Annotated in this window: 34 protein-coding genes and 1 tRNA gene; 11 read left to right on the top strand and 24 right to left on the bottom strand. The window is 66.4% G+C overall.

From position 1 onward, the window contains the following. Positions 1 to 32 precede the first annotated feature (32 nt). The 15 genes from VOI27_RS06965 to VOI27_RS06895 form a co-directional block, all read right to left on the bottom strand. Positions 33 to 452 (bottom strand): hypothetical protein, encoded by a 420-nt coding sequence (locus VOI27_RS06965; protein ID WP_323764593.1) that lies wholly within the window; start codon positions 450 to 452, stop codon positions 33 to 35. Next, a complete protein-coding gene (locus VOI27_RS06960; RefSeq protein ID WP_323764592.1) occupies positions 424 to 621 on the bottom strand; it encodes a hypothetical protein in 198 nt (65 codons plus the stop codon). Before VOI27_RS06960 ends, VOI27_RS06965 begins: the two co-directional genes overlap by 29 nt. Beyond that, positions 621 to 953, bottom strand: a complete 333-nt coding sequence (locus VOI27_RS06955; protein ID WP_323764591.1) for a hypothetical protein — start codon at positions 951 to 953, stop codon at positions 621 to 623. The genes VOI27_RS06960 and VOI27_RS06955 overlap by 1 nt, the downstream gene beginning before the upstream one ends. After that, positions 953 to 1279: a DUF2190 family protein gene (locus tag VOI27_RS06950; protein WP_323764590.1), complete on the bottom strand. Its 327-nt coding sequence runs from the start codon at positions 1277 to 1279 to the stop codon at positions 953 to 955. The genes VOI27_RS06955 and VOI27_RS06950 overlap by 1 nt, the downstream gene beginning before the upstream one ends. A gap of 95 nt (positions 1280 to 1374) precedes the next feature. Next, entirely contained in the window at positions 1375 to 3498 is a 2124-nt protein-coding gene (locus tag VOI27_RS06945; RefSeq protein ID WP_323764589.1) for a head maturation protease, ClpP-related, read from the bottom strand. After that, complete coding sequence (locus VOI27_RS06940) at positions 3485 to 4948, bottom strand: phage portal protein (protein ID WP_323764588.1); 1464 nt, start codon at positions 4946 to 4948, stop codon at positions 3485 to 3487. The genes VOI27_RS06945 and VOI27_RS06940 overlap by 14 nt, the downstream gene beginning before the upstream one ends. Positions 4949 to 4953: 5 nt before the next feature. Then, on the bottom strand, positions 4954 to 5157 hold the full coding sequence (locus tag VOI27_RS06935) for a phage head-tail joining protein (protein WP_323764587.1): 204 nt from the start codon (positions 5155 to 5157) through the stop codon (positions 4954 to 4956). 10 nt (positions 5158 to 5167) lie between these two features. Then, a complete protein-coding gene (locus VOI27_RS06930; protein ID WP_323764586.1) occupies positions 5168 to 7309 on the bottom strand; it encodes a terminase gpA endonuclease subunit in 2142 nt (713 codons plus the stop codon). Positions 7310 to 7313: 4 nt separating this feature from the next. Further along, a complete protein-coding gene (locus tag VOI27_RS06925; RefSeq protein ID WP_323764585.1) occupies positions 7314 to 7967 on the bottom strand; it encodes a terminase small subunit in 654 nt (217 codons plus the stop codon). 126 nt (positions 7968 to 8093) lie between these two features. Beyond that, on the bottom strand, positions 8094 to 8708 hold the full coding sequence (locus VOI27_RS06920; RefSeq protein WP_323764584.1) for a hypothetical protein: 615 nt from the start codon (positions 8706 to 8708) through the stop codon (positions 8094 to 8096). A gap of 127 nt (positions 8709 to 8835) precedes the next feature. Further along, the gene (locus tag VOI27_RS06915; RefSeq protein WP_323764583.1) at positions 8836 to 9489 is read right to left on the bottom strand and encodes a hypothetical protein; all 654 of its coding nucleotides are present in this window, start codon (positions 9487 to 9489) and stop codon (positions 8836 to 8838) included. Beyond that, entirely contained in the window at positions 9486 to 10076 is a 591-nt protein-coding gene (locus VOI27_RS06910; protein WP_323764582.1) for a hypothetical protein, read from the bottom strand. Before VOI27_RS06910 ends, VOI27_RS06915 begins: the two co-directional genes overlap by 4 nt. Next, complete coding sequence (locus VOI27_RS06905) at positions 10069 to 10821, bottom strand: hypothetical protein (RefSeq protein WP_323764581.1); 753 nt, start codon at positions 10819 to 10821, stop codon at positions 10069 to 10071. Before VOI27_RS06905 ends, VOI27_RS06910 begins: the two co-directional genes overlap by 8 nt. Positions 10822 to 10927: 106 nt before the next feature. Further along, positions 10928 to 11068, bottom strand: a complete 141-nt coding sequence (locus tag VOI27_RS06900) for a hypothetical protein (protein WP_323764580.1) — start codon at positions 11066 to 11068, stop codon at positions 10928 to 10930. Further along, a complete protein-coding gene (locus tag VOI27_RS06895; RefSeq protein ID WP_323764579.1) occupies positions 11065 to 11400 on the bottom strand; it encodes a hypothetical protein in 336 nt (111 codons plus the stop codon). Before VOI27_RS06895 ends, VOI27_RS06900 begins: the two co-directional genes overlap by 4 nt. A 436-nt stretch (positions 11401 to 11836) precedes the next feature. Between VOI27_RS06895 and VOI27_RS06890 the strand changes: the two genes are divergently transcribed. From VOI27_RS06890 to VOI27_RS06865, 6 genes are all read left to right on the top strand, one after another. Continuing rightward, positions 11837 to 12193, top strand: coding sequence for a helix-turn-helix transcriptional regulator (locus VOI27_RS06890; RefSeq protein WP_323764578.1), 357 nt, complete (start codon positions 11837 to 11839; stop codon positions 12191 to 12193). Between the two features lie 210 nt (positions 12194 to 12403). Further along, positions 12404 to 12646, top strand: a complete 243-nt coding sequence (locus VOI27_RS06885; RefSeq protein WP_323764577.1) for a hypothetical protein — start codon at positions 12404 to 12406, stop codon at positions 12644 to 12646. Beyond that, the gene (locus VOI27_RS06880; protein ID WP_323764576.1) at positions 12643 to 13230 is read left to right on the top strand and encodes a hypothetical protein; all 588 of its coding nucleotides are present in this window, start codon (positions 12643 to 12645) and stop codon (positions 13228 to 13230) included. The genes VOI27_RS06885 and VOI27_RS06880 overlap by 4 nt, the downstream gene beginning before the upstream one ends. Next, positions 13227 to 13466, top strand: a complete 240-nt coding sequence (locus tag VOI27_RS06875; RefSeq protein WP_323764575.1) for a hypothetical protein — start codon at positions 13227 to 13229, stop codon at positions 13464 to 13466. Before VOI27_RS06880 ends, VOI27_RS06875 begins: the two co-directional genes overlap by 4 nt. A gap of 2 nt (positions 13467 to 13468) precedes the next feature. Continuing rightward, complete coding sequence (locus tag VOI27_RS06870; RefSeq protein ID WP_323764574.1) at positions 13469 to 13681, top strand: helix-turn-helix domain-containing protein; 213 nt, start codon at positions 13469 to 13471, stop codon at positions 13679 to 13681. Beyond that, positions 13678 to 14721 carry a tyrosine-type recombinase/integrase gene (locus VOI27_RS06865; RefSeq protein WP_323764573.1) on the top strand — a complete coding sequence of 348 codons (1044 nt, stop codon included), beginning with the start codon at positions 13678 to 13680 and terminating at the stop codon, positions 14719 to 14721. Before VOI27_RS06870 ends, VOI27_RS06865 begins: the two co-directional genes overlap by 4 nt. A gap of 93 nt (positions 14722 to 14814) precedes the next feature. Here VOI27_RS06865 and VOI27_RS06860 read toward each other — a convergent pair. Next, positions 14815 to 14900: transfer RNA gene (locus VOI27_RS06860), tRNA-Leu, on the bottom strand. 100 nt (positions 14901 to 15000) lie between these two features. On the opposite strand from VOI27_RS06860, the gene VOI27_RS06855 reads away from it, so the two are divergent. Together VOI27_RS06855 and VOI27_RS06850 are read left to right on the top strand one after the other, a co-directional pair. Then, positions 15001 to 15579: a YqaA family protein gene (locus tag VOI27_RS06855; RefSeq protein ID WP_323764572.1), complete on the top strand. Its 579-nt coding sequence runs from the start codon at positions 15001 to 15003 to the stop codon at positions 15577 to 15579. Then, a complete protein-coding gene (locus tag VOI27_RS06850) occupies positions 15576 to 16052 on the top strand; it encodes a disulfide bond formation protein B (RefSeq protein WP_323764571.1) in 477 nt (158 codons plus the stop codon). Before VOI27_RS06855 ends, VOI27_RS06850 begins: the two co-directional genes overlap by 4 nt. Here the strand turns inward: VOI27_RS06850 and VOI27_RS06845 are convergent. Continuing rightward, a complete protein-coding gene (locus tag VOI27_RS06845) occupies positions 16049 to 16474 on the bottom strand; it encodes an Lrp/AsnC family transcriptional regulator (RefSeq protein ID WP_323764570.1) in 426 nt (141 codons plus the stop codon). The two genes, VOI27_RS06850 and VOI27_RS06845, sit on opposite strands and share 4 nt — an antisense overlap. 118 nt (positions 16475 to 16592) lie before the next feature. Between VOI27_RS06845 and rocF the strand changes: the two genes are divergently transcribed. Beyond that, positions 16593 to 17519, top strand: a complete 927-nt coding sequence (gene rocF, locus VOI27_RS06840; protein ID WP_323764569.1) for an arginase — start codon at positions 16593 to 16595, stop codon at positions 17517 to 17519. Beyond that, on the top strand, positions 17519 to 18595 hold the full coding sequence (locus VOI27_RS06835) for an ornithine cyclodeaminase (protein WP_323764568.1): 1077 nt from the start codon (positions 17519 to 17521) through the stop codon (positions 18593 to 18595). The genes rocF and VOI27_RS06835 overlap by 1 nt, the downstream gene beginning before the upstream one ends. A 79-nt stretch (positions 18596 to 18674) precedes the next feature. Here the strand turns inward: VOI27_RS06835 and VOI27_RS06830 are convergent, their stop codons facing one another. The 7 genes from VOI27_RS06830 to purC form a co-directional block, all read right to left on the bottom strand. Beyond that, positions 18675 to 19454, bottom strand: coding sequence for an aminotransferase class IV (locus VOI27_RS06830; protein WP_323764567.1), 780 nt, complete (start codon positions 19452 to 19454; stop codon positions 18675 to 18677). After that, positions 19412 to 20533 (bottom strand): aminodeoxychorismate synthase component I, encoded by a 1122-nt coding sequence (locus tag VOI27_RS06825; RefSeq protein WP_323764566.1) that lies wholly within the window; start codon positions 20531 to 20533, stop codon positions 19412 to 19414. Before VOI27_RS06825 ends, VOI27_RS06830 begins: the two co-directional genes overlap by 43 nt. Before the next feature lie 54 nt (positions 20534 to 20587). Beyond that, positions 20588 to 21925 carry a sigma-54 dependent transcriptional regulator gene (locus VOI27_RS06820; protein ID WP_323764565.1) on the bottom strand — a complete coding sequence of 446 codons (1338 nt, stop codon included), beginning with the start codon at positions 21923 to 21925 and terminating at the stop codon, positions 20588 to 20590. Between the two features lie 25 nt (positions 21926 to 21950). Further along, positions 21951 to 23735 (bottom strand): sensor histidine kinase, encoded by a 1785-nt coding sequence (locus VOI27_RS06815; protein ID WP_416374648.1) that lies wholly within the window; start codon positions 23733 to 23735, stop codon positions 21951 to 21953. Between the two features lie 52 nt (positions 23736 to 23787). After that, entirely contained in the window at positions 23788 to 24462 is a 675-nt protein-coding gene (gene purQ, locus VOI27_RS06810; RefSeq protein WP_323764564.1) for a phosphoribosylformylglycinamidine synthase subunit PurQ, read from the bottom strand. Positions 24463 to 24507: 45 nt separating this feature from the next. Further along, on the bottom strand, positions 24508 to 24738 hold the full coding sequence (gene purS, locus VOI27_RS06805; RefSeq protein WP_323764563.1) for a phosphoribosylformylglycinamidine synthase subunit PurS: 231 nt from the start codon (positions 24736 to 24738) through the stop codon (positions 24508 to 24510). Positions 24739 to 24813: 75 nt separating this feature from the next. Then, a complete protein-coding gene (gene purC / locus VOI27_RS06800; protein ID WP_323764562.1) occupies positions 24814 to 25575 on the bottom strand; it encodes a phosphoribosylaminoimidazolesuccinocarboxamide synthase in 762 nt (253 codons plus the stop codon). Positions 25576 to 25736: 161 nt separating this feature from the next. On the opposite strand from purC, the gene VOI27_RS06795 reads away from it, so the two are divergent. Beyond that, positions 25737 to 26051, top strand: a complete 315-nt coding sequence (locus VOI27_RS06795; RefSeq protein WP_323764561.1) for a DUF1476 domain-containing protein — start codon at positions 25737 to 25739, stop codon at positions 26049 to 26051. Positions 26052 to 26139: the final 88 nt, after the last annotated feature.

Below are 26139 nucleotides of genomic sequence, written 5' to 3'. Positions count from 1 at the left end.
GTCCTGTCCTTTCGTGGATTGCCAGGGGTTGATCAGGGCTGCCCCTCGACGGTGTAGCGCACCACCTGGAACAGCATGTCGATGTCGCCCAGGCGCTTGGCGCCGGGCAGCGAGAGGGGCAGATCGGTGCTGAGGAGCCCGAACTCGGGATAGGCGTTGGCCTGCAGGTAGCCGATCACCTGGTCCTCGACGGTCGCGCTGATCGCGTCCATCTCGTCCTCGATCGCCTCACCGCCCGCGATCCGCAGGGCGATCACCAGATCGACGGTCTTGTTGACGGCCAAGCCGGTGCTCTGCGCCACGGTCTCGCGCGGCGTGAACACCCCCCAGGCCGGCAGCTGGCTCTCGTCGGGCCTGTGCGCCCAGGCCTTGAACTGGGTCCAGCCAGCGAAATCCGCATGGGCTGCCAGCGCGGCCCGCAGATCATCGCGGAGCTTTTTTCGCGGATGCACCGCCATCCTCCGCTCCATCCTCGACATGCGCTACCTTCACGCCGCACCAGTCGCGCCACTGCTGTGGCGTCGCCTCGAAGACCTCGCCGCGCCGGCGCGCCGGCGATGTGGCACTGGCCGGAATGTGCATCAGGGCCCGCACGCGGCGGGTGTTGGCATCTTTCGCCATCAGGGGAACTCCTCCAGGTCGAAATAGACAAAGCCGTCCGCGGCCGGCGAGCCGCCGGACTGCGCGGCAAGCAGGCGAAAACGGCGCGCATCGGCGAGGACCACCTGGTCGCCGGCAACAGGACCGGTGACGAAGCCCGCCGCAACGTCCCGCGGCACCGCGAGATAGGCGCGCAGCGTTAGCACGTCATTGCCGCGATCATCCGGCGCCTCCTCAGGGTCCTCACGGAAGATCGCGCGGACCTCCGTCTCGACATCAGCACCGTCGATATGGGTGACCGGCGCCCCGTGGACGCCGGTCAGGATATCAGACATGCCGTCGAACAGGCTCATCAGCGGACCGCACCGTCCAGCAGCACCCGGCCGGTCGCAGACGGGTTGGCCGCCGCGCTCTCGGCAAGACCGATCAGCGTGTTCCCCGATGCGGTGGTGGTGCATTCGCTGCCGGTCCAGTAGACCTTCGCGCCGACCGTCCAGGCCTGAGCCGAGGTCTTCGGCAGGATGAAGACGCCGCGCCGGACGAGGACGACATCCGCGCCGGTCACGGCATCCTCCTGGACAACACCGAACAGGCTGCCGATCAGAAGGCCATCGCCTGCGGATACGTCCGAGGGCGTGATGACGGTGACATGCTCACCGGGGGCAATGAAGTTTTTCATGGGAAGGTCTCCGTTGCATGCGCCTGCACCGGAATGGTCAGGGCAAGGGGCCGGGCACTCACGCTGCCCGGCCAGTCAATTCAAGGCACGCTGGATCAGGCGCCGGCGTTCTTGTAGGCGCCGCGGAACTCCGAGGCGGCCGCGCCGAAGATGTGGCGGGCGTTCATCTTGACGACATCGGGGTTCATGCCCTCGATCGTGCGCACGGTCGGGGCCTCGTAGCCCTCGAGATAGGCCACGCTGACCGGCGGCAGGTCGGAGCTCACCAGATACCAGGCAGTGTCCGACCCGCCCGCGGCGGCCCCGAGATGCGGCACGGTGTAAGGCGTGATCGAGTTGCGGAAGGGGTTGCTGTCGGCGATCTTCGCCGGGGTGATGTCGGCGACGAACTGCTGTGCGGCCACCTCCTTGGCCGGGGCCACCAGCAGCCGGTCCGGCACGATCTGCAGGAAATCGTCGCTGCCGGCTGCCGCGCCGTAGGCTTTCTGCTCCCACATCGCCTTGCGCGCCGCGCCGACCGTGGTGACGCTGATCGCGCCGCCCGACCCCGCCAGGTTGCCGTGATCGGCGTGAAACAGCGCGGTGCCATCGGATTTCAGCGTGGCATTGCTGCGGATCAGCCCCCAGACCATGCTCGCCTCCATCACCCGCGAGGCGATCGCAAATTCCCGCGGGATGCCGGTGAAGGCGCCCATGTCGTCGTTGATCACCGCCTCGAAGGTCAGGGTGATGTCCCGGCCGCGACGCTCGACAGTCAGACCCTCGGCCTCGTCGGCCAGCACCGCGCTCTCGTATTCGCCGTTTTCCTTCACCGGCTTGAGCTGGAAATCACCGCCGAAGCGCACCGCATGCAGTTCGCGGAAGTCGCTGGCCTGCATCGGCGCGCCGGTGACGATGTTCCAGTTTGCGCCGCGGCGGTCGTATTCGCGCATGAGCGAACGGTTCATCACCTCGGTGGTGATATAGGCGAAGTCGCTCACCCCGTGCGCCCCGCCCATCATCCGGGTCGACATCATGCCGCGCTGGATCGCATCGGTCTCGTTGTAACCGCGACCCGGGCCCGCGAGCTCCAGCGCCATGCGACGCAGACGCATGCCGCGGAACGCCGCGCCGGGCCCCTCGTAATCGCGCATCAGGGCGCAGATCATGCCCTCCATGCGGGTTTCGCCTGCGTCGCGGCGCACATGCACGCGCTGCCCGTCCGAGGCCTCGTCCCCGGCCTGCGGTGTCGGTGCCATCATAGACATCAGGCGATTGCCCGCCTCGGCGGCCGTCACGCCTTCGTCAATCACCTTATCGACCTGTGCCTGGCTCAACTGGCCGGCCGTGACGAACGCCGCCGACATGCTGCGGATGTCGCGCTGGCGGGCACGTTCGGCCTCGGTGGCACGTACGGTGATCGCCTCGGCATCGGGCGCCTGCATCGTGACGGACGGCGTCTGCGGCGCCTCCTGATCAGCGACCGGCGGGGTTGTGACCACCGGGTTTTCGTCGTCTTGGGGCATGTCTGCCTCCTCTGTTGCGGCCATGGCGGCCTGTGAGTGACCAACGGTCGCGGTCCGTGACACCGGCCCCGAACGGGACGCGGCATTGAATTGCGCGGCGCAGCGGCGCAGCGCGGAAAGCGTGTCTCGGTGAGCCGCCATCGCGGCGGCGCGGGCCGGAGGTGACGTGTCAGTCGCAGCCTGCCCGGCAAGCGCATCGGCAAATCCCGCCTCGACAGCCTCCTCGCCCCCCATCCAGGTGGTCGCGGCCATCATCGCAAGGACGGCCTCGCGCGGCTGGCCCGACCGGGCGGCGTAGACCCCGGCATAGGTAGCAGACATGGTTTCCAGCACCTCGGCCTCGGCGCGGTGGTCGCCGGCGGTGCCGCAGAGGCAGGAGCTCGGATCGTGGATCATGAGCAGCGACCCCGCGGTCATCTCGATCCGCCCCGCGCCCATGATCAGGAGCGAGGCCGCCGAGGCCGCGAGCCCGGTCACCTCGACTCGAACCTCGCCGGGATGCGCCGCCAGGGCCGCGCGCATGGCCTCGCCCTCGAAGGGATCGCCGCCCGAGGAATTGATCCGCACCGTCACATCGCCGGGAAATTGCGCCAGCGCCTCGCGCAGCATACGGGCGGAAAAACACCCGCCCTCCATGAACTCGCACCAATCGTGCGGCATGATCATGCCATCGAGCACGATCTCGCCATTCAGGATCAGGTCACTGCCGTTCATCGGCGCTCTCCTCGTTGTCGTCGGTTGTCTCAGCCCCGGCGGGCACGCTCGCCCGCGTGCCCTTCGGCACGGTGATGCGGCTGGCGTCTTCGGCGCGCTCGCGGGCGATCACATCGGGGTCGAGCCCGCGCTCGCGCTGTTTGCGCTGCAGGCTGGTCAGCCCGCCCTCGATCTCGGCCAGGGCCATGTCGATTTCCTTGGGGTCGAGCATCGGGCGCCCCGGCGCAGTCCAGGCGATGCGGTCAGGCACCGGCGGCAGACCGCGCGCCTTCTCGACCAGCCGCCAGGCGTCACAGGTCCAGCGGCCCAGGCCTTCGCAGAACTGGGCGATGATCAGCACCTGCTGCCAGACCTGGACGGCCCGGTCCATGTCCATGCGGCCCATGCGCCCGGAGATGAAGGACACCTTGCTGAGATCGCCGAAACTCTCGTAGGTCAGGCCGAGGCCTGCGGCGACGCTGCGCACCGCCTCCCGCATGAAGTCGCCGTAGCCGTCGACCTTCGGCGGCTCCGAGGCGGTCATCTTCTGGCCCGACTTGAGGCCCACCACCGCGCCCGGCGCGACCTCTTCCAGCGCCGCGCCGTCGTAGACGTTGCCGTCCTCGTCGGCCTCGATGAAGAAGGCCAGCAGCGCCGCGATCTTCTGCTTGAGGATCTGCGCCTCTTGGTAGTCGCTGATTTCGCCCAGCGTCATCATCACCGGCGCCAGCCAGGGCACGCCGCGCATCTGGCCGGGACGGTCGATCCGGCGAATGTGCAGGATCTCCGACGCCGGGACGCGGCGGCTTTTCAGCTCGCCGGCAAGCGGCCCCAGCACGTCACCGGGATGGTGGTCGTAGAGGTGATAGGCAACGGTCCGGCCTGTCGGCCCGTACTCGATGCCATCGACCACCTCGTTGCGCCCGTGGCTGGTCAAAGTCTCGTCGAGGTGATCGACCTCCAGAAGCTGCACCTGGAACGGCAGCTTCAGATCGGGCTCATACTTCAGATCGCGCAGCCGGCGGCGCACCAGCACCTCGCCATCGGTGAAGACAGCGTTCATCACCTGCCGCTGCAACCCCGGCAGGTAGCTCACCCCGTAGGCATCGATTGCCGGCAGCAGATGGTCGCGGATCACCGTCATTGCCTCTTCCGTACGATCCGAGGCGTCAGCCGGCATTTCCACCGAGGGCAGGATGCCAGCGCCCACCACGTTGCCGGTGATCACGTCCCGGGCGCGCGCGGCCAATGGACGGTTGCGCACGAAGTCCCGGCTGAGGAACCGCAGCCGCGACCGGCTGGCGCCTGCCGCGCTGTCTGCATCGGTGGCGGGTGCCCGCCACCCTTGGGTGCGCCGTCCGCGGCTGGCCGCGTCATAGTTCATCAGGGTGGTGGCCTTGGCGCGGGCTCGCACCCGTGCCAGGGCGCGTCTGGGCGCCAGGCGTAGGAGAACGCGGTCGAAAAGGTCCATGGCGCTCACAGGCCCCGGCTGCACTTGGGATAGCTGACCGTCACCCCCTGCACCGCCGCCCCGGCGATCTCGGCCTGCATGATGGCAAGCTGCTTGCGCATCTCGGCGGCCGAGTTGAACTCGACTTCCTCGTTGCCGAACTTGGTCTTGCGTACGCCTTTTGCCAGCGCCGATTTCAGCGCCGTGACATCTGCCTCGGTATAGGCCATTTGCAGTCCTCTATGACAGGTAGCCGATCCGTCGCGGCGCGCGCGCCTGCGGTTCGGGCTTTTTCCTGGCGGTCCCCAGAGGCACCGCGTTGATGTTCTCGCCGCCACCGATGGCCCAGGGCGGCGGGGCCTGCGGATCGATCCGCAAGAGCCCCTTGTGCTCGGCCAAGGCGCGGGCCTGAACCGACAGGTCCATGCCCTCGTTGCGCTGCTTGCCGGCTTTCTTGTCCCAGCCATCGGGCAGCCGCTCTTCCGCGACGTATTCGTCGAGCTGGGCCTCGTTGCCCGCCATCCAGTCCGGCAGGTACATCGCGCCGGCTGCCCCCGCCTCGGCCTTCAGCATGGCCGAAGCCAGGGTGTCCTTGAGCCGGTCGACCCCCATCGTCAGAAGCTTGATCTTGCGCGCCGCCTTGCCGCCCGAGCCGCGCTCGGGCTCGGCGTAGCGGATGCGCGGCACCTTCCAGCCGCCCTGCCCCCGGCTCAACCGCCACTTGCTGCCCTCGCCCGCCCGGCGACGGGCCAGCAGGAATTTCTCGGCATTGTCGCTGACCCCCGGCGCGCCCTGGAAATCCACCACCACGCCGATCGGGCGCAGCCCGTAGTCGCGCCCGGAAACCGGGATCACCCGGTCAGCCAGCGGCTCCAATACCGCCCAGTCTTCCTCGTAGCGCGGCGGCTGGATACGGCGGGTGTTGCCATCCACGTCCGGATCGGCGCCGGGTGCATCGGCGGGCGGCTGCATCAGGTCGAACCGGTCGATCACCACCGAGCTTCCATCCGCCCCGAAGCCGGTGACCTGGACCGGGAACCAGGTGTTCTGCACGTCCACCGACACCACGACGAAGCGCACCCAATCGGGCGCCATGCCTTTGGCAACCGGCTGCGCCTGGTCGCGCAGGAATTGCACGCTCAGCCCGTCATCCTTGCCCAGGCTCGGGCGCAGGTAGGGCACACCGACATCGGTGTAGTAGAACCGCGACAGCTGGATGTCCTCGCCCAGTTCCTCGAGCTGCCGCTGCGCCTCGATCCGTCGCGACACCAGGTCGGACCAGTTGGCAAAGGTCGCGGCCGCGCCATCCAATGCCCAGCTGGCGATCTCGGTGCCCCGGATCGCGCTGTCGCCCATCGGCACCAGGTCCCCGCCCTGCTCCGCCTCGTGCAGCCAGCCGCCCCGCCCGCGATGCGCCTGCCGGTTGAACTCGGTCTTGTGATGCGGTCCGATCAGCGCGCCGCAGGCCTGGCACTCCATTTCAGCCGTCTCGCCCGCCGCCCGAGGCGAAAGCGTCTCGTCATAGTGCAGATGCGCAAAGGCCGGCTGGAACAGCGCGTCGCAGTCGCGGCATTGCCAGTACCAGCGGCCGCGCGTGCCGCGATTGTAGAGCGGTACGATCCCGAACCGCACCGGCGGGAACTCATGCGGCGCGGCCTTGTCTGGTTGCCAGTCTGCCCTGATCACCGGCCAGGCCGGCGTGCTCTCGGCAAAGACGAAGCCCCGGCTCAGGAAGGTCTTGATCCGCTGCATCCCCATGTCGAACGGCGATCCCTCGGGCGCTTCCTTGCGCACGCCCAGCTCCGGCGGGAAGTGGTCATAATCCGTCATCGCCACCAACCGGTACTTGGCCGAGGACAGCCATTGCGGTGTCGGATAGCCTAGGTTCAGCCGCATGCCCCGGAACCGTTTGCGGCTGAAGGTGTCGTCGTCGCGGGCGCGTCCCAGCCTGTCGCGCACCTCGGGGCTGTTCCGGATCACCGGGTTCAGCGATTCCTCGACCCAGCGGTCGCGACTGGGCCGATCCATGTGGATCACCAGCACCGGGGCCGGATCACAGACCACAGGATGCAGCGCCGTGGTGATCAGCGCCATGGTCTTGCCGGACTGCGACGGCCCGACGAAGGCGCCGCCCTTGTAGAGCCGCGACTGCACCGTGTTGACCGGCTCGATCATGTAGGGCGTCACGTCCGGATCGAAGTTCTGCCAGACGCCGCGTGTCTCGACCCGCACATAGCGCGCCGCGGCTTCGATCGGTGCCATGCGGCTCGGCGCATCGAGCAGCGGCATGGCATCGGCCAGAAGGTCGCGCGCCTGGGCAAAGGGCGGCAGCGGCGGCAGATCGCAGACCTGCCCCAGCGCCCGATCGGCCATCTCCACCATGCGCTCAGCCCTGCGACGCGTCGCCGGTGCCGGCCAGCGGGATCAGCTCGGCCGGCATCAGGTCACGCTGCACCATCTGATGCCGCATCTCTTCCAGGACGCCGTCGAAGTAGCGCTGCGCCTTGTCCACCTGGCCGGGCGACAGGCTGAATTCCTGCTCGAGCCAGTCGGGCGCGGTCAGCATCGCATTGCGCGCAGTGGCCAGAACGTGTTCCAGCATTTCGACCACTTGGTGCGTCCGCACCAGCTCGCCCCGCTGCTGGGCCGCCTTGTTGCGGATCAGCTCGGCCTCCGACCATTCGCGCACTTCCTTCGGCGAGAGACGCGCGCCTTCGGTCGGCGTTTCCTCGTTAAGAAACAGCATGGCCTTCTGCTCGGCCTTGCTTTCCAAAGCCCGGCGCGCGGCGGTATCAGAAGCCTCCTTCCACTTGCGCCAGGCATAGCAATGGCTGAAGCGCAGCTTGTAGGATTGACCGTTGCCGCCGCGCTGCTGCACCGGCATGCCCTGGTCGATCCAGCGGCTGACCGTGACGGTCGATGTGGCCATCGCCTTGGCCATCAGATCGAGGTTGAACACCTCGTCCTCGACCCCCTCGGGCAGCGGATAGGCGGCAAGATCAAGCACCTCCCCGCTCTCGAGTGTGATCACGTCAGACACGTTCCAACCTCCTGAAAATCCTCAACAACAAGAACCGAAAACCCACGCCGCCAAAACCACCCCACACCCAAACCCACCGGGGTGCGAATTACCCGTGTGCGGCGCGGGGGTTAGAAGGACCCGAGGCTATTTCGCGGTGCGGATTGCCTCGGCCAGCCGCCGGGAGAAATGGGCCTGCGCCACGGCCGTCGCCTTCTTCTGCGCCCGGCCCTGGAAATCCCAGCGTTTGCGATATGAGGCACTCGCCTCGAAGGCCACCAGCATCTTGGGGCTGCCACCCCGCTTGCCGCGCGGCCGTTGGTAAATACCCGGCGGCAGATGCCGCGATCTGCCAGAGCTTCGGCTCGCCGCGAAAACATCCGGTTTGGCCGCCGCGCGCTTCACCGCGCCCCTGGCCATGTTGCCGTACTTGTTGCGCCGCATCTTGACCGGCACCACAAGAGCCCGCCCTTTCGGGCGCCGCACACCACCTTTGGCCTGCAGCCCGAGATAGCCGGCCTGGACCGACTTCACCCCCACCTGCGCCGCCAGCCGTGACTTCGACGCCCGCCGCAGATAGAGCCCGCGCTTGGTGAAGGGCGTTGGTCGGTCGAAGGTCTCTTCGATCCCGCGCGCTTCATCCTCTTTCACATCCGCAGCCACGTCGTTCAGCGTCATGGCCGCGGCGAAAGGCAACTGCCTGCGGCCAAGATCCGACAGCAGCCGTTCGGCCGCGTGGAAGTCCGCCTCGATCGTGAACATGCCCTGGCCTCCGCCGCCCCCCGCGCCGCATGACGCAGCAGACCAAACGCAAAGCGCCCGGAGCGGGGTTTCCGGCTCCGGGCGCAGTTCGGTTCGCAGGCAATATGTCAACGGGGCTAGGATTTCGTCAACAGTTTTTTGCGCGGCCGGCCCGCCATGGCGTGCGCAAGGGCATCGCGTCAGTGACCTCGTGAGCGGTCAGGTTGTTGTAAATCCTGAAGGTTTCCCGAACCTCCCAGAGCGCGTCCCACCAGCGGAGGTAGTCGCGGCGCGCGCCGGCGATCTCGTCCGCACTCGGCCGGATGACCACCGGACAGCACATCACCGTGTCATGGACCACCACGCCCTTGCGGTTGCGCCGCGGCTGCGGCGGCCAGTCGCGCGCCTCTTCCGAGCGCGCCCGAACCCCGTGCCGGTTGGTATGGGTCTCGACCGGAAAGACCCGCGGCCGCGCATCCGGCATCCAGTCCGGCACCCGACCGACCCGGGCCAGTTCGGCGAACCAGAGCGCCATGCGCAGCCCACCCCGCGCCTCTGGCAGATGCGCCAAGGCATCGGCCACCAGGTCGGCGTCATGGTGCGGCAGCGAATGGCCGCCACCGTCGACGCGCCCGACCTCGAGCTGGGCCATGACGTAGCCGGTGCCACTGAGGGTGCGCGGCCCGCTGCCCGTCTCGATGCGGGCGCATTCCGCCCGGAAGGCCCATTGCACCAGGTCCCAGATCCCGATCGGCTTGCGCGCATCCGCCGCCGCCAGACGCTGCGTCGCTTGCCCGCTCATGCTGCGTGCCCCTGCCGCTCGGCCCCCACCAGCGCCTCGGCGCGCTCGGTCAGCCGGTCGTACCAGGCGATCATCTGCGCATCGTCGGGATAGGCCCGGTCCCTCGTCACCCGCTCCTGCGCCTCAGTGTAGGCGCGCTGCAGCTCGGCGGTCCGAGCGGCCACCTCGCGGCGGTCCTTCGGAGTGTAGGGCGGGCGGATGTTGCGCTCGATGAAGAGCATCGTGGCGACCAGCGTGCCCTCTTCCCGGGCCTTGGCCCCTTCGATCGACGCGAACCAGCTCGCGCATTCCGGCCAGGTTTCGATCGGTCGCGGCCGGGCCGCCTGGGCGAAGAACACCACCGTGGCGCGCGCCGGCCAGAAGCAGCGCTTGGCACCGTCGCCATGCGCCGAGAGGCAGGCGCGCAGTCGCTCGAGTTCTTCGTCGCTGAGATAGCCCAGCCAGTCGGCCAGCCAGTCGAGGTAGCTGCGTTGCTTCTTCTCGTCGGTGCCCTTCGGGAAGCGAAAGCCCATGCCGCCATAGCCGCTGGCCAGCGGCTCGATCAGCAGGCGGCGCACCCGGCCGCGTTTCGTCTCGACGTCAGACATCTGCACGATCCCCGTTCTCAGCCTGTGACCAGCCCGCCTCGATCACCTCCGCATCGGTCAGCATCCCGGCTGCGAGGATGTGATCGCGGATCCAGGGTCGCACCTCGAACAGCTCGTCGCGACGGCCGCCGCGAAAGGCGGCGACAGCGCGCTCGGCGGTGCGATGAACTTGGGGATTTTCGGAGAGCTTCGGCGCGGCCTGCGCGCCCCTATGGTTAAAATATGGTTTAGCATTATTATAGGGCTGGTCAGATTTGACCCCCTTTCGGGACAGATTTGACCCCCTTTCGACTTCCAGCGGGTCAGATTTGACCCCCTTTTCAGGGTGAGATTTGACCCCCTTTCCGGTCAGATTTGACCCCCTTTTTTTCGGGTCCTGTGACGGGTAGAGCGGCACCACTTTGGCACGGCGGAAGAACCGGTATTCGGAAGCAGAGCCTCGGTTCGAACCGGCCCGGCGATCAATCCACCCCCCGTTCTCCAGCTCTTTAATTCCACGACTGGTGGTTTTGCTTGAATGGCCGGTAAACTCGCGGATCCGATCATAGGATGCGGTGCAGGTCGCGGTCACATGGTTGGCAATGTCCAACACCAGAACATGCGCGATCCTGCAGGCCCGATCGCTCAGGTCGGCGTCCGCGCGCACGGCCGCGAGCCACTGGAAACGCTCTTTTCCCCATGTCTGATCTGATATCAGCCGGGAAGCGCTACTGTTTGACAAGGCAATATCCTGCTCTGGCTGCATAATGCCGCCCCTCTTTCGGTGCCTGGAGCGCCCGTGTTTTCACGTGACGCGATGGATGCGGGGATCGTTGCCCGCGGGCCTGCCTCAGACCACGCCGTGGCCGCGCTCAGGGCGGCGCGCGGGGTGCCTGCTGGGCCAGCCAGTCCGCCAGCGCGGACAGTTCACAAGGCGCGAAAGTAATCGAGACGCCGAGCGCCGCCATCCGGCGCGCCCGCGCCTCGAGGGCGAGGATTGCGCAGGGGGTCATGGCACTCGCCCCCGCAACGCCGCCTTGACCACAGCGGCAAACTTTTCGTCGACGACCACCATCACGGCGACCTTGTCGGGCGCTGGTCGATTGAGCCCGTCGAGCCAGTTCTGCGCCGTGCGCTCATGCACGTTGAAGCGATAGCCCAACTCGCGCGCCGTGAGACCGGTGCCACGCAGGTGCTTGGCCATCAGGTCAGGGAACTGGCGCTGGAAGTGGTAGAGATCGAGACCCTGGAAAACCCTTTCGTAAGACGTACCGGCCGAGGGTGCGTTAGCGTCTGGGGATGCTGCGCGATCTTGACCCACAGAAGAGACCGAAGGCCAGGTCATTCACGGCCCTCCCAAGTTTTACATTTGGGCACAAGGCGGGATTCAGCAAGGTTCCAAACGGTGGAACGCATCCGCACTGCATGGCAGCGGGTGACGACTTCGAACCCGCTATTCATGCGGCATCCTCCTCGCGCAATGACGCGCCCTCAGGCTCTGGTACGAGAGGCTTGAAACCGAAGATATCAGGCGCCGGCGCCATGACCTTCTTTTCCCACGCCAGTTCGCAGAGCGCTCTGTACCAGCGCGGCGGCAAGCGATCCGCAGAAGCATGTGCGTGCATGGTCTTTGAGCTGACACCGATCCGCTTTGCAACTGCACGGTATCCGCCAAGCTCGTCGACAAATTCTCTCGGAGTCCTGTCCATACCCCAAGTCATAGGTCTGAAATTATCAGACTGTCAAGCCAAGCAATCTTAAATGTTCAGAACGGGCAAGAGATGACGTACAACGGCACTATGAAGATTGAAGACATCGAAGCTCTTGCGCTCGTCAACGACAATTCAGACGACGCTGTCGGTCACCGCTTGGAGGCTGCCCGGAGAGCTGCAGGCTACCAAACCGCGAAAGCCCTGGCAGATGCGATGGGCATTTCCTACAAGACCTATCACTCACAGGAAGCCAAGGGCCGGCCGACCAGAGGCACCATGAATTTTCTCTACAAAAATCATAGGATTGACTACAATTTCATCTTGAACGGTGATGTCTATCATCTTCCTGGGGCCGTGCGCGACGCAATAGAAATGGCTCTCCTCTTCTTAGACATGTTCGAGGAGAGAAGCAGTAATTCAGATTGAGACCCACGCGCCGGACCACCCTAAGAATCACTCGGTAGCATACTCGCATACTTGGTCTCCAATGCGCCAAATGTTCTGCATTTGATCTCGCTCGGTCAACCCTTAATTGACCGCGCCAGGGATCCTTCCGTCTGAATATATCAGATTTTCGCGCTTTACAATCTGACAATTTCAGACATAACCTGCTCCCATCAACCGATGGAGGCTTCGATGCACGCAACAGCTCCCTGCCGACAGTCCCCAGCAGACCCGCACCTGCCGCTCGCACCCGAAGAGATGATCACCGACCAGTGCCTGCGCGACCTGGCCCATGGCGGCCCCGAACGCCAGACGGGCGAGATCAGCGCCACCGACACCGCGATCCTGGTCACCATCCTCCCCGACCTTTGCGGCGAGCTGCTGGCCCGAAGACTGGCCATGCGCAGCGCGTCCGGTGAGGAGGCCGTGGCATGAGCGCCGAAATTTGCCCGCGCCGGCTCTCCGGCACGCTCGACCTGCTCGAGCGCATCGATCCGGAAAACCGCCTGTCGCAATTCGCGAGCCTCTGCCGTGACAACGGCCTCTGGTCGATCCCCGAGACGCCGCCGCAGGGCGCAAAGGCCTACAGCCCGGTGCTCTTCGAGGTCAGCTTGTTCGGCGTTTTCGCCGCCGCGCGCGACGTGGCCGAGCTGGTGCCGAACTGGTGCCGCGCCGCCAGCAACACCCTGCGCGCCTTTGCCGAGACCTCGGATGGCCAGAACGGATTTGCCGGCGGCGGCCCGGTGCTGTTCTGCCGGACGCCGGGTGCGCAGCTCGAGCGCGGCGTGATTCGCGCGCTGCATGCCCACCGCCCCGAGGCCAAGGTCAGCGATGCGGCTGGCAAGCCGCTGCGCCTGCGCTTCGATCTCATCCACTCCGATCCCGACATGCCGACTGCCACTCACGGACGGCATCCGGCCCCGCCTGGCGCTGCTCCCACGCCGGGCGGGGCTAAGGCGGCTGACATCGAGGAAGATGGCTTTATCACGCTCTGGCCGCCGCTGAGGCAAGGCAGATGAGCTTCGTCTCTCGCACCCTGCCCGCCCTACCGCGGGACGTCACCGCCCGCCGCCTTGCTGCCGCCCGCGCCGCTCTGGCCGCGCCGGCGGATCACGATGACGCGGTGCTCTACGAGGCGTGCTGGATCGTCGGCGCCTACAGCATGGACCAGCCCGAGATCGCCGGTGCCGCTGCCCTGGCCGCGCGCCTGGCCGACAAGATGGGCGACGCTGCCTTCCCCCCCCGGGAGGGCTGACCATGCCCGTCGATCTCACCCCGCTTGCCGTGCGCGAAAAGACCGCCGCGCAGATGCTGGACCTCAAGCCGGCGGATTTCCGGCGGTTGGTCGAGGAAGGTGCTTTGCCGGGACCGGCCAGGATCGGTGACGTGATCCTCTGGCGTGTGGCCGATCTCGAGGCGATCCTTTCCGGCTCCGCCGCCGACCCCGGCAACCAGGAATTCGAGATGTGAAGAAGCCCGCGATCGCCAAGCCGCGTCTGACGTGGAAGCTGAACCACCGCAAGACCGCCTGGGTGCCCTTCTACCGCGTGACGTGGACCGAGGGCGGCAAACGCCGCGAACGCGCGATCCTGCTGGACTGGCAAGGCGACGCGCAGAAGCTGGACCAGCTCTACTGGGCCTGCCGATCGGGGCGGCACGCGGCGCAGAAGCCCAAGGTCGAACACAGCTGGCGGGCCTGCATCATCGCCTGGCGCTCGGATCCCAAGGTCCAGGGCCGGCTGGCCGACAGCACCAAGCGGAGCTACCGGCGGGCGATGGACCGCATCATGCAGAAGAACGGCGACAAGGACATGCGCCGCACCACGAAGGAGGCGCTCTACCGCGCACATCTGGCCATGAGCGCGACCCCGAGAGAGGCGGATCGCATGCTGCAGACCGTGTCGATCCTCTGGGGCTACGCGGCCAACAGCCTGTTCTGGCCGATGCCGCCCAACCCGGCCAGCGGGATCGAGCATTTCGGCAAGCAACGGGAATACGAGCCCTGGCCCGACTGGATGATCGCGGCGCTGGCGGAGGCGCCCGAGGATGTGCAGACCGCGGCGCAGCTGATCCGCGGCACCGGCCAGAGACCGGGCGCGGCCATCGGCATGCGCCGCGACCAGTTCCGCGGCGAATACATGACCGTGAGCGACGAAAAGGGGAAACAGGAGCTCGAGGTCTATTGCCCGCCGAGCCTGGCCGGTTTCGTCGCCGAGCTGCCGGGACGCGGAGACTATATCCTGGGCAAGACCCCGACCGAGCCGCTCTCCTATGACGCGGTCGAACGGAAGTTCCGGGCCTGGCGCACGGGGCTCGGTGCAAAGGCGCGTCCGTACACGCTGCACGGCCTGCGCAAGCTCGCGATCGTCGAACTGGCAGAGGCCGGCGCCTCCGATGCAGAGATCCAGGCGGTGACTGGCCAAAGCGCCGAAATGGTGGCCTACTACCGGAAAAAGGCCAGTCGGAAACGCCTGAGCAAGGCCGCACAGCAGCGCCTGGACAGAACATGAACGAAACAGGACTGTGGGAGTCGCCTGTGGGAGTGATTGCTCCCGGCCCGATTTTCGATTTCCCGGCGCTCCGGGAAAACCGTTAGAAATCAGTGGTACCCAAGGTCGGACTCGAACCGACAAGGCCGTTAAGCCGGGGGATTTTGAATCCCCTGCGTCTACCATTCCGCCACTTGGGCACACCCGTTCGAATACCGTCCAAAGCCGCCCTCGTCCAGAGGGCAAATCGCGGTTTTCTGTGCTCTTGACCCCGTTCGCGGCGCATGCTCTGAGGCAGGCATGTTGCACACGCTCTATGCCCGCACCCTGGCCATGGCCGAACACAAAAACGCCCTCTGGGTGCTTGCCGCCGTGTCCTTTGTGGAAAGTTCGGTCTTTCCGATCCCGCCAGATGTGCTGATGATTCCGATGATCATCGCCCGGCCCTCTCGCGCCTGGCTCATCGCGCTGGTGGCGCTGGTGTCCTCGGTGCTGGGCGGTCTGCTGGGCTATGCCATCGGCGCCTTCTTCTACGACACGCTGGGCGCACCGATCCTCGATGCGCTGGGCAAAGGCCACGCCATGGAAGAGTTCAACACGCGGTTCAACGATTTCGGCTTCTGGGCGGTGCTGATCGCCGGCATCACGCCCTTCCCGTACAAGGTCATCACCATCATGTCGGGCTGGACCGGCATGCCGCTGATGACCTTCATGGTCACCTCGGTCATCGCCCGCGGCATCCGATTTTTCCTGGTTGCAGGCCTGCTTTATTCCTTCGGCGCGCCGATCCGCGATTTCATCGAGAAACGCCTCGGCCTGGCCTTGACGCTCTTCATGGCGCTGCTGATCGGCGGCTTTGTCCTGGTGAGGTACCTATGACCCGCGCAGCCTTCGTCCTTCTGGCCGCCACCGGCTCCTTTGCGCTGCTGGCCGGTGCCTTCCTGTTTCAGGCGCTGGGCTGGGCGCCCTGCGCCATGTGCCTCTGGCAACGCTGGCCGCATGCCGCCGCGGTGGTGATCGGCGCGCTGGCGCTGGCCCTGCCCGGTCGTCTCGCCGCGGGCCGCGTCCTGCCGCTGCTCGGTGCGCTCGCGGCCGCCACAACCGCCGGCATCGCGGTCTTTCACAGCGGCGTCGAGCGGAAATGGTGGCAGGGCCCGGCCAGCTGCACCGGCAGCGGCGAAGACCTCAGCAGCCTTGCCGGCGGCGCCCTGCTGCCCGGCGGTTCCGACGCGCCGGCGCTGGTGCTCTGCGACAGTCTCACGCCGTTCCTCTTCGGCCTGACCATGGCCAACTGGAACGCGCTGCTCTCTGCGCTGCTGGTGCTGGTCTGGCTCAGGGCGGCCCGGGCCTAGCCCGACTTCCGGGTCGCGAGCAGCAGGCTGGTCTCGGAGGTCGCCACCCCTTCGAAACGGCGGATCCGGGCCAGTACCGCGTCGAAGGCCTCGAGCGTCTCGGTGCCGATCTCGGCGATCACGTCCCAGCGGCCGTTGGTCGAATGCAGCGCCCGCACCTCGGCCAGCCCCTGCAGCTGGCGCAGGATGCGGTCGGTGCCGCGGCCCTCGATGCCGATCATCATCAGCCCGCGCACCGGGTCGCGCGCCGCGTCGCCCTTGAGCACCACGGTAAAGCCCAGCACCTCGCCACGCGCCTGCAGCCGTTCGATCCGCGCCCTGACGGTGGTGCGCGACAGGCCAAGACGCGCCGCCAGATCCGACAGCGAGGCGCGCGCGTCATGGCGCAGCGCGGCGATGAGCCTCTGATCGGTGGCGTCCATTTCGACCGCTTTCCTTTCCGTTTTGCGCTAAAGCTCACCGATCCGGGCAGTTTGAGCGCTGCACTCCGTCCGTTCTATCCGTCATAGTGGCCTTGGATCAAGTCATGGGGAGCCTTGCATGAAACCGAAAACCTGCCTGCTGATCGGCGCACCGATGGACAGTGGCGCGCGCCGCGACGGCTGCCTGATGGGGCCGGACGCCTTTCGCACCGCCGGCCTGGCCCGCGCGCTGCGCGATCTCGGCCTCAAGGTGATCGACGACGGCAACCTGTCGCCGGCCAGCCACGCGCCGGACGACGTCAGCGACCGGCTGCACAAGCCGCAGGAAACCATTGCCTGGACCTACCGCCTGATGCGCGAGGCGGAACAGGCGATGAGCCGCGGCCTGCCGATCTTTCTCGGCGGCGACCACGCGATTTCGCTCGGCACCGTGCCAGGTGTGGCGGCGCATGCGGCCGCGAAAGGCCGGCCGCAGTTCGTGCTCTGGCTCGATGCACACAGCGACTTCCACACCGCCGAGACCACCACCTCGGGCAACCTGCACGGCACGCCGCTGGCCTATGCCACCGGCCGCAAGGGATTTGCCGGGTTCCCCAAGGTGACCGCGCCGGTGCCCGAAGCGAACATCTGCATCATCGGGTTGCGCTCGGTCGATGCGGCGGAAAAGGCGATGCTGCAGGACAGCGGCATCCACTACCACGACATGCGCGAGATCGACGAGACCGGCATCGCCACGCCGCTCTCGGCCTTCCTCTCGCGCGTCGAGGAGGCCGATGGCGCGCTGCATGTCTCGCTCGACGTCGATTTCCTCGACCCGTCGATCGCCCCTGCGGTGGGCACCACCGTCCCCGGCGGCGCGACGATCCGCGAGGGCCACCTGGCAATGGAGCTGATCTGCGACAGCGGCCGGATGACCTCGATGGACCTGGTCGAGCTCAACCCCTTTCTCGATGAACGCGGCCGCACCGCGCAGGCGATGGTCGACCTCGCCGCCTCGGCTCTGGGCCGACGCGTGTTCGACCGCCCGACCCGGTCCTACATCTGATGGCCGGCCCCGTGACACCGCTGAGCCCGGCAGAGCTCGCCCCCTCTGACAAGGCGCTGGTGCCCTTCGTCTCGGTCGACAACATGATGCGGCTGATCCACCATGTCGGCATCGAGCCGATGCTGCGCGAGCTGGCCGGCTATATCGAGGATGATTTCCGCCGCTGGGAGCTGTTTGACAAGACGCCGCGCGTCGCCTCGCATTCCGATGTCGGGGTGATCGAGCTGATGCCGACCTCGGATGGCGAGGCCTATGGCTTCAAATACGTCAACGGCCACCCCAAGAACACCCGCGAGGGGCTGCAGACCGTGACCGCCTTCGGCCTCCTGGCGGATGTCTACACCGGCTACCCTGTGCTGTTGACCGAGATGACGCTGCTGACCGCGATGCGCACCGCGGCGACCTCGGCGATGGCGGCGAAGTACCTGGCGCCCAAGGGCGCGCGCTGCATGGCGATGATCGGCAATGGCGCCCAGGCCGAATTCCAGACCCTGGCGATGAAGGCGCTGCTGGGGATTGACACGGTGCGGCTGTTCGACATCGATGCCCGGGCCACCGAAAAGGTGGCGCGCAATCTGGCCGGATCGGGGCTGACGGTGGTTTCCTGCGCCTCGGCCGAAGAGGCGATCGAGGGGGCGCAGATCCTGACGACCTGCACCGCCGACAAGCAGAATGCGACGATCCTGACCGACAACATGGTGGGCGCGGGGGTGCACATCAACGCCATCGGCGGCGATTGCCCGGGCAAGACCGAGCTGCACCGCGATATCGTCGCGCGGGCCGAGATGTTCTTGGAATACCCCGAGCAGACCCGGATCGAAGGCGAATTGCAGCAGATGCCCGAGGATCATCCCTTCACCGAGCTCTGGCAGGTGGTCAGCGGCACCGCACCGGGGCGGCGCGATGCTCAGCAGGTGACGCTGTTCGACAGCGTGGGGTTCGCGATCGAGGATTTCTCGGCCCTGCGCTTCGTTCGCGACCGAATCCGCGGGACGGCCTATTACGCCGATCTCGACTTGCTGGCAGACCCGGATGATCCGCGGGACCTGTTCGGCATGCTGATGCGGTCGGGCTAGCGGCTGGCGGGGCTTGGGGGCTCTGCCCCCGCCCGGCTGCGCCGGACTCCCCCGAGGGTATTTGTGAACAGAAGAAGGATCAGTCGGGCCAGGCGGTGACGCCTGTGACCTCGATCACGCCGCGGAGCGCATTGCACAGACGGATGCGGCGCGCGGCGCGCAGGTCGGCCGCGGTGAAGCTGGCGACCTTGATGGCGCCTGTGGCCAGCAACTCGGCGCGCATCACGCCGGGCAGCACACCGTCAGACAGCGGCGGGGTGATCCATTGGCCGGGGGTGGTCTCGATCATCAGGTTGGTGATCGTGCCTTCGCAGAGATGGCCTTTCTCGTTGAGGAACACCGCCTCATCAATGCCCTGCGGCAGCCCGGCACGGGTCCGGTCATAAAGCGCGCGATTGCTGGATTTGACCTTGAGCCAGGGATCGGCGCTCTGCAGTCTCTCTGGCGCGATGGCGATGCGCCAGCCAGAGGCGGGTTCAGGCGCGGGAGCCATCGTGTGGTCGAAACGGCCGCTCGAATCCAATGTTATCCGTAGGCATAGAGGGGTTTCTTCAGGCCCTGCGCGAGCGGGTTGAGGCGATGCATGAAGGGCTTCATGTTCTGCACCAAGGGCTTCATGTGTCACTTGAAGGTGTTCATGTGGCGCGCGAGGTTCTTCATGCGCCGCTTGAAGTGTCTCAAGTGGAGAATTCACAATATCGTCGAAGGCTCTGGCATCAAACGGAAATCCCATCGCCTTGGCCGAGAGGCACATGCGGTCTTTATGACGCCGCGCCAGCACGACGCCGCGGCCCGGTTGCCAGAGCATGGTCTCGATCAGACGGGTTCCGGCAGCAATGTCGCGAAACGGCTTTTCCACAAGGCCTCCTCGTATTCCATGTCGGCGCGGCTGTCCCAGACCAGACCGCCGCCGACGTTGAGCACCGCCCGGCCTGCCTCGACCAAGAGTGTGCGAATGGCGACGTTGAACTCGGCCCGCCCGTCTGGCGCCGCCCAGCCGATGGCGCCGCAATAGACCTCTCGTGGTGCCTGTTCCAGCGCGCGGATGATCTCCATGGCGCGGATCTTTGGCGCGCCGGTGATCGAGCCGCAGGGAAACAGCGCGCGGAAGATATCGCCCAGCGTCACCTCCGGGCGGAGCTGCGCCTCGATCTGGCTGACCATCTGGTGCAGGGTCTCGTAGGTCTCGACCTTGAAGAGCTCCGGCACCGCGACCGAGCCCGGCATCGCCAGCCGCGACAAGTCGTTGCGCAAAAGGTCAACGATCATCAGGTTTTCCGCGAGAGTCTTCTCGTCCTGCGTGAGCCCGTCGCGCAAATCGCGGTCCTGCTCTGGCGTCTCGCCGCGCGGGGCCGTGCCCTTCATCGGACGGGTGGCGATGCGACCCTCGGCGTCGACGCGGAAGAACAGCTCCGGCGCGCGCGACAGCACTGCGGGCCGGCCCGGGTCGAGGATCAGCGCACCATGGCGCACCGCCTGACGGGCCGAGAGCGCGGCATAGAGGGCCTCGGGGCTGCCCTGCACCTCGGCGCGCAGCGGAAAGGTCAGGTTGGCCTGATAGATGTCGCCCGCGCCGATCCAGCCATGCACCCTGTCGAACGCCCCGGCGTAGCGCTCGGCATCCCAATCGGGGCGCAAGGCAGAGAGTGTGGCGCGGCCGCCGGTGAGCGGCCCGGCCTTGGCGGGCGCGGTGAAGGCGCCAAAAGAGATGAGCGGCACCCGGCGGCCCTCTGGCATCAGCGCCAAGAGCTTCGGCTCGAGCGCATAGCCCAGCTCGTAGCTGGCAAAGCCGGCGAGCCAGAGCCCCTCGGCCTGCGCCGCAGCCAGCGCCTCGAGCGCGGCCGGCACCGTCTCGGGGCCCCAGGCCTCGATCCGCCGCAGGGGCGCGGCAAACTCGGTCGCGCCGCCCGCCGGCCCCTGGTCAAACCTGATCCTCATCTCTTGCCCTCGACCGTTCTGCGCTCGCGGTGGCATACCCCGTCCGGCCGCCTGTCAGCCGAGGTAATCCGACCGTTGCAGCCCGTATTTCGCCATCTTCTCGTTCAGCGTCCGCCGCGGCAGGCAGAGCTCGTCCATTACGCTGGAAATCGAGCCCTTGTGGCGGCGCATGGTGTTGTCGATCAGCATCCGTTCGAAGGCCTCGACATATTCCTTGAGCGGCTTGCCCTCGGTGGTCATCACCGGCTGCATCTCTTCGTGATCGCTCATCAACAGCGAGGCGATGGTGCCAGAGCCGCGGCGCGATTGCAGCACCGCGCGTTCGGCCATGTTGATCAGCTGGCGCACGTTGCCCGGCCAGGGCGCCTGCAGCAGCTGCGCCGCCTCCTGGGCCGAGACCTCAGGGGTTTCGCAGCCGTATTCATCGGCGAACTGTTCCGAGAGCCGGGTGAAGAGCGTCAGGATATCCTCGCCCCGCTGGCGCAGCGGCGGCACGGTAATGCGCAGCGCGGCCAGCCGGTAAAAGAGGTTCGGCTTGATCGCATCCTCGGGGGTGCGGTTCTGTTCCTGCATGTTGCAGATCGCCACGATGCGGGTCTCGGCCGGGGTGCCCTGTTCGTTGATCGCGTTCAGCAGGCGGGCTTGGTTGGCCTCTGAGAGCGACTCGATATCCTCGAGCACCAGGGTGCCGCCGCGCGCCTCTTCCATCGCCGGAAGACGCGCCTCATCGGGCTGGACCGGGCCGAACAGCCGCTGCGCCAGCGCGTCGTCCTCATAGGCGGCACAGCTGACCAGCACGAACCGCTTGCCGGCGCGCGAGCCCACCGCATGCAGCGCATGGGCCACCAGCGTCTTGCCGGTGCCGGTCTCACCATCGATCAGCACGTGGCCGTCGGCCTGGCCGAGATCGAGGATATCCTCGCGCAGACGCTCCATCACCGGGCTGGCGCCGATCAGCTTCTTCATCAGCTGGCCGCCATCCGAGAGCTCGCGCCGCAGCTGACGATTGTCGAGGGTCAGCCGGCGGGCGTTCACCGCCTTTTTCGCCAGATGGCTCATCTGGTCGGGCTGGAACGGTTTCTCGAGGAAATCGAACGCCCCCAGCCGCATCGCCTCGACCGCCATCGGCACATCGCCGTGACCGGTGATCATGATCACCGGCAGCGCGCTGTCGGTCGACATCAGCCGCTTGAGAAACTGCATCCCGTCCATGCCGGGCATGCGGATATCGCTGATCACGATGCCGGGATAGTCCGGGGTCAGCGCCTTGAGCGCCTCCTCGGCGCTGGCAAATGTCTCGGTGTCATAGCCCGAAAGTGCCAGCCACTGGCCGATCGACTGGCGCATGTCCTGTTCATCATCGACAATCGCGATCTTCATGAGCTTGGCCATGGTCTTACGCCCTTACCTTCATTTGTTACTCCGCGGCCTGATGGTCCGCGGTTTCGTTCAGGATCGGCAGCTGCATCTCGAACACAGCGCCGCTGTCCTCGCCGTTGCGCGCGGTCAGCCGTCCGCCCAGGTCGCTGACGATCCCCGAGGAAATCGCCAGCCCAAGCCCCACGCCTTCGCCCGGCTGCTTGGTGGTATAGAACGGCTCGAACAGCGCATCGAGATCCTCGATCCCGTGGCCGTTGTCGCGCACTGTCAGCGTGGCGGTCTCGCCGCCGGACAGGATGACTTCGATCTGCGGATCGCGCAGACCTTTGGTGGCATCTAATGCATTTCTCAGCAAATTCACCATCACCTGTTCCACACGCACCCGATCGGCCATCACCCGCACCGGCTGCGGCGGCAGCACGCGGGTCAGGTTGACGTGGCGCTGCTTGAGTTGCGGCTCCATCATCGCCAGCGCCGAGGAGAGGCTGTCGCCCATGTCGACCGGGCTCAGCATCTCGCCGCCCTTGCGGGCATAGCTCTTGAGCTGCCGGGTGATCGCGCCCATCCGGTCGAGCAGGTCATCGACCCTGGCAAAAGACGCAAGCGCCTCGTCCGGCCGGTTGCGGTTGATCAAGAGCCGCGCGCCGGCCAGGTAGGTCTTCATCGCCGCCAGGGGCTGGTTGAGCTCATGGCTCACCGCCGCCGACATCTCACCCAGTGCCGCCAGTTTCGAGCTCTGCGCCAGGGTCTGTTCGGCCACGGCGAGGGTTTTCTGCACCCGTTCCCGCTCGGCGATCTCGCGTTGCAGACGGGTGTTGAGTGCGCGCAGCTCGGCGGATTCCCGCTGAAACAGCGCCATCCGCAGCGCCGTCTTGCGGCTGAGGAAGTAGAAGGCCAGCGCGAAGAGCATGGCAAAGCCCATGATCTCGAGCGCCAGCACCGCATTCACCTTTTCGCGCACCGAGGCATAGGGGGTGAAGCTGACGATGCGCCAGCCGCGAAACGCGATCCGGCTCTCCATCCGCATCACCGCCTCGCCCTTGAGGTAGGCATCGGCCGGGACGTGGGTCCAGTCGGATGTGGCGCGGATGGCACGTTCGATGGCGCTGTCGGCAGGTTCACGGCGCAGCGCGTCGACCTCGGCCAGCCCGCGCCAGCGCGGCTCGGTCGCAAGGATGATCACCCCCTCGCTGTCGGTCACCAGAACCGCGTCGGCAATCCCCACCCAGGCGCGTTCGAATTTCTGCAGGTCGACCTCGACGACGATCACGCCGACCAGCTCGCCATTGCTCTCGATCCGCCGGCTGTAGGCAAAGCGAAAGCCGCCAGCCTCGCGCGGGAGGGTCGAGAACACGGTGGAATTGGAGCGCAGGGCGCCAATGAAATAGGGCTCCTGCCGGTGGGTGGAGCCGAGAATGTTGCGGTCGGTGGCGGCGACGGCGCGGCCGCCACTGTCGAGCAGCATGAGCGAGGCGGCGCCGATCTCGTCGACGAAGGAAATCAGCCGCTGGGTGGATTGCGAGTAATCCGCCGAATTCAGCGCCCCGATCAGCGCCGGGTCGCGCGCCAGAAGCTGTGGCACGATGGAATTGCGCCGCAACTCCGACAGCACGTTGCCGGAATAGAGCGCGAGCCGCAGTTCGGCCCGGTTGCGGGTGGTTTCGGTAAAGCGGTCGGTCAGCAGGCGGTTGGTGAACCACACCGTGGTGACCGCCATCAGCAGCAGCGAAAACAACGCCAGACGCACCCGCCAGGACAGCGGGTTGCTGCGACGCAACAGGCCTTCGCCCGAACGGGCGCTTCTGCGGTTTTCAGCTTTCATCGCCCGACTTTACGCCGCCGCGGCCGCCCGCTCAAGCAACAGAGCCGCGATCTCAGGCGACCACCCGGTCAAGCGCCGCGGCGAGGGCCCGGAACACCGGCGTGCCGTCGGTATTGCCATGCGCCTCTTCGGCGGCGCGCTCGGGGTGCGGCATCATCCCCAGCACCCGGCGGTTCTCCGACAGGATACCGGCAATGTCGCGCGCCGAGCCATTGGGATTGTCACCATAGCGGAAGGCCACGCGATCCTCGCCCTCGAGCCGGTCGAGCGTGGCGTCATCGGCGAAGTAGTTGCCATCGTGATGGGCGATGGGGATCAGGATTTCCTGTCCCTTTTCATAGCCTTGCGTAAAGACGCTATCCTCGGTTCCGACCACCAGCGGCACCGGGCGACAGATGTACTTGAGCCGGGCATTGCGCAGCAGTGCGCCGGGCAGCAGGCCGGTCTCGGTCAGCACCTGAAAGCCGTTACAGACGCCAAAGACATAGCCACCGGCCTTGGCATGCTGTTTCAACTCGCGGCAGATCGGCGAATTGGCGGCGATCGCGCCGCAGCGCAGGTAATCGCCATAGGAAAACCCGCCCGGCACGCCAACGATGTCGACGCCCTCGGGCAGTGCGTGATCCTTGTGCCAGATCATCGAGACGTCGAACCCGGCCGACTCGAAGGCCTTGGCCATGTCGCGGTCGCAATTCGATCCGGGAAAGACGAGGACGGCGGCTTTCATGGGAACACTCCTGAAAAACTTCGGGCTTTCAATGGCTCACGCCACTCACTGCATCTCGATCTGGTAGCTTTCGATCACCGTGTTGGCGAGCAGCTTGTCACACATTTCGGCGACCTGCGCCTCGGTGGTGCCGGCGGCCAGCTCGAGGTCGATCACCTTGCCCTGGCGCACGCCTTCGACGCCGTCAAAGCCCAGCGCGCCAAGCGCGTGGCGCACCGCCTCGCCCTGAGGGTCCAGCACACCGGTTTTCAACATCACATGCACTCGTGCTTTCATGCCACTTGGTCCTTGTCGCCGCCCCGCAGGGGTCGTTGATTGATCTTCATGCGCCGCCTGAAAAGGCGGTCACACTTAGTTGATAAGCTTGGGTTTTTCCATCGGTGTCGCCTTGCGCGGCATGACGCCGAGACGGGTCGCCACTTCGGTATAGGCGTCGGTCAGACTGCCCAGATCGCGGCGGAACACGTCCTTGTCGAGCTTCTTGCCGGTCTCGATATCCCACAGACGGCAGCTGTCGGGGCTGATCTCGTCGGCGACGATCAGGCGCTGGAAGTCGCCGTCATAGACCCGGCCGATCTCGATCTTGAAGTCGACCAGCTTGATGCCGACGCCATACATCAGCCCCGAGAGGTAATCGTTCACCCGCAGCGCCAGGCTGAGGATATCGTCCATGTCCTGCGGGCTGGCCCAGCCGAAGGCGGCGATATGCTCTTCGGTGACCAGCGGATCACCCAGCTTGTCATCCTTGTAGCAGTATTCCACGATCGGACGCGGCAGGCGGGTGCCTTCCTCTATGCCCAGGCGCTGGCTCATCGATCCGGCGGCAAAGTTGCGCACGATCACCTCGAGCGGCACGATCTCGCAGGCCTTGACCAGCTGCTCGCGCATGTTGAGGCGCTTGATGAAGTGGGTCGGCACGCCGATCTCGTTGAGGCCGGTCATGAAGAACTCGCTGAGGCGGTTGTTGAGCACGCCCTTGCCGTCGACCACGTCCTTCTTCTGCGCGTTGAAGGCGGTGGCGTCATCCTTGAAGTATTGCACGATGGTGCCCGGTTCGGGGCCTTCATACAGAATCTTGGCCTTGCCTTCGTAAATCTTCTTGCGACGCGCCATCTCGCAGCCTTTCATGTCTTGCGCGGCCCAGGGCCGAGTCCCGCCGCGCGTGCGCCCTCTTACGCCATGCTCTGCATTGTCGCAAGCGGACCTCGGCTCTTGCGGTGCGGGCCGGGGATGGGCAATCTGGTTTCACGCATTCGGCACCAAAGGAGCTGCGCATGACCACTTTCGACGACCGAGAGAAAGCGTTCGAGAACAAGTACGCCCACGACGAGGAGATGAAATTCAAGGCCGAGGCGCGGCGCAACAAGCTGGTCGGCCTCTGGGCGGCGGGCCTGCTGGGCAAGACCGGCGACGAGGCCAATGCCTATGCGCTCGAGGTGGTGAAGGCGGATTTCGAGGAAGTCGGCCACGAGGACGTGGTGCGCAAGGTCTCGAAGGATCTCGAGGGCAAGGCCAGCGAGGACGAGGTCCGCGCCAAGATGTCCGAGAAGCTGGTCGAAGCCAAAGGCCAGATCGTCAAGGAAGCCTGAGCACCGTCCTCAGGGCACACACCGGGCCGCCCCGCCTGCGGGGCCGCCTGCCCCTGCGCGTTCCCTGCCCGCCTTCGCGCGCGCGACA

The sequence above is a fragment of the Marinovum sp. genome (genome assembly GCF_034669705.1).
Taxonomy (GTDB): Bacteria; Pseudomonadota; Alphaproteobacteria; order Rhodobacterales; family Rhodobacteraceae; genus Marinovum.
The sequence above is the reverse complement of the archived record's forward strand: the minus strand, read 5'-3'. Positions and strand labels throughout refer to the sequence as shown.

Bases quoted from the DNA above. Each gene is read 5' to 3' on its own strand.
- VOI27_RS06960 (WP_323764592.1), bottom strand. From the start codon at position 621: ATGGCGAAAGATGCCAACACCCGCCGCGTGCGGGCCCTGATGCACATT.
- VOI27_RS06955 (WP_323764591.1), bottom strand. From the start codon at position 953: ATGAGCCTGTTCGACGGCATGTCTGATATCCTGACCGGCGTCCACGGG.
- VOI27_RS06950 (WP_323764590.1), bottom strand. From the start codon at position 1,279: ATGAAAAACTTCATTGCCCCCGGTGAGCATGTCACCGTCATCACGCCC.
- VOI27_RS06945 (WP_323764589.1), bottom strand. From the start codon at position 3,498: ATGAACGGCAGTGACCTGATCCTGAATGGCGAGATCGTGCTCGATGGC.
- VOI27_RS06940 (WP_323764588.1), bottom strand. From the start codon at position 4,948: ATGGACCTTTTCGACCGCGTTCTCCTACGCCTGGCGCCCAGACGCGCC.
- VOI27_RS06935 (WP_323764587.1), bottom strand. From the start codon at position 5,157: ATGGCCTATACCGAGGCAGATGTCACGGCGCTGAAATCGGCGCTGGCA.
- VOI27_RS06930 (WP_323764586.1), bottom strand. From the start codon at position 7,309: ATGGTGGAGATGGCCGATCGGGCGCTGGGGCAGGTCTGCGATCTGCCG.
- VOI27_RS06920 (WP_323764584.1), bottom strand. From the start codon at position 8,708: ATGTTCACGATCGAGGCGGACTTCCACGCGGCCGAACGGCTGCTGTCG.
- VOI27_RS06915 (WP_323764583.1), bottom strand. From the start codon at position 9,489: ATGAGCGGGCAAGCGACGCAGCGTCTGGCGGCGGCGGATGCGCGCAAG.
- VOI27_RS06910 (WP_323764582.1), bottom strand. From the start codon at position 10,076: ATGTCTGACGTCGAGACGAAACGCGGCCGGGTGCGCCGCCTGCTGATC.
- VOI27_RS06905 (WP_323764581.1), bottom strand. From the start codon at position 10,821: ATGCAGCCAGAGCAGGATATTGCCTTGTCAAACAGTAGCGCTTCCCGG.
- VOI27_RS06900 (WP_323764580.1), bottom strand. From the start codon at position 11,068: ATGACCCCCTGCGCAATCCTCGCCCTCGAGGCGCGGGCGCGCCGGATG.
- VOI27_RS06895 (WP_323764579.1), bottom strand. From the start codon at position 11,400: ATGACCTGGCCTTCGGTCTCTTCTGTGGGTCAAGATCGCGCAGCATCC.
- VOI27_RS06890 (WP_323764578.1), top strand. From the start codon at position 11,837: ATGACGTACAACGGCACTATGAAGATTGAAGACATCGAAGCTCTTGCG.
- VOI27_RS06885 (WP_323764577.1), top strand. From the start codon at position 12,404: ATGCACGCAACAGCTCCCTGCCGACAGTCCCCAGCAGACCCGCACCTG.
- VOI27_RS06880 (WP_323764576.1), top strand. From the start codon at position 12,643: ATGAGCGCCGAAATTTGCCCGCGCCGGCTCTCCGGCACGCTCGACCTG.
- VOI27_RS06875 (WP_323764575.1), top strand. From the start codon at position 13,227: ATGAGCTTCGTCTCTCGCACCCTGCCCGCCCTACCGCGGGACGTCACC.
- VOI27_RS06870 (WP_323764574.1), top strand. From the start codon at position 13,469: ATGCCCGTCGATCTCACCCCGCTTGCCGTGCGCGAAAAGACCGCCGCG.
- VOI27_RS06855 (WP_323764572.1), top strand. From the start codon at position 15,001: ATGTTGCACACGCTCTATGCCCGCACCCTGGCCATGGCCGAACACAAA.
- VOI27_RS06850 (WP_323764571.1), top strand. From the start codon at position 15,576: ATGACCCGCGCAGCCTTCGTCCTTCTGGCCGCCACCGGCTCCTTTGCG.
- VOI27_RS06845 (WP_323764570.1), bottom strand. From the start codon at position 16,474: ATGGACGCCACCGATCAGAGGCTCATCGCCGCGCTGCGCCATGACGCG.
- rocF (WP_323764569.1), top strand. From the start codon at position 16,593: ATGAAACCGAAAACCTGCCTGCTGATCGGCGCACCGATGGACAGTGGC.
- VOI27_RS06835 (WP_323764568.1), top strand. From the start codon at position 17,519: ATGGCCGGCCCCGTGACACCGCTGAGCCCGGCAGAGCTCGCCCCCTCT.
- VOI27_RS06825 (WP_323764566.1), bottom strand. From the start codon at position 20,533: ATGAGGATCAGGTTTGACCAGGGGCCGGCGGGCGGCGCGACCGAGTTT.
- VOI27_RS06820 (WP_323764565.1), bottom strand. From the start codon at position 21,925: ATGGCCAAGCTCATGAAGATCGCGATTGTCGATGATGAACAGGACATG.
- VOI27_RS06815 (WP_416374648.1), bottom strand. From the start codon at position 23,735: ATGAAAGCTGAAAACCGCAGAAGCGCCCGTTCGGGCGAAGGCCTGTTG.
- purQ (WP_323764564.1), bottom strand. From the start codon at position 24,462: ATGAAAGCCGCCGTCCTCGTCTTTCCCGGATCGAATTGCGACCGCGAC.
- purS (WP_323764563.1), bottom strand. From the start codon at position 24,738: ATGAAAGCACGAGTGCATGTGATGTTGAAAACCGGTGTGCTGGACCCT.
- purC (WP_323764562.1), bottom strand. From the start codon at position 25,575: ATGGCGCGTCGCAAGAAGATTTACGAAGGCAAGGCCAAGATTCTGTAT.
- VOI27_RS06795 (WP_323764561.1), top strand. From the start codon at position 25,737: ATGACCACTTTCGACGACCGAGAGAAAGCGTTCGAGAACAAGTACGCC.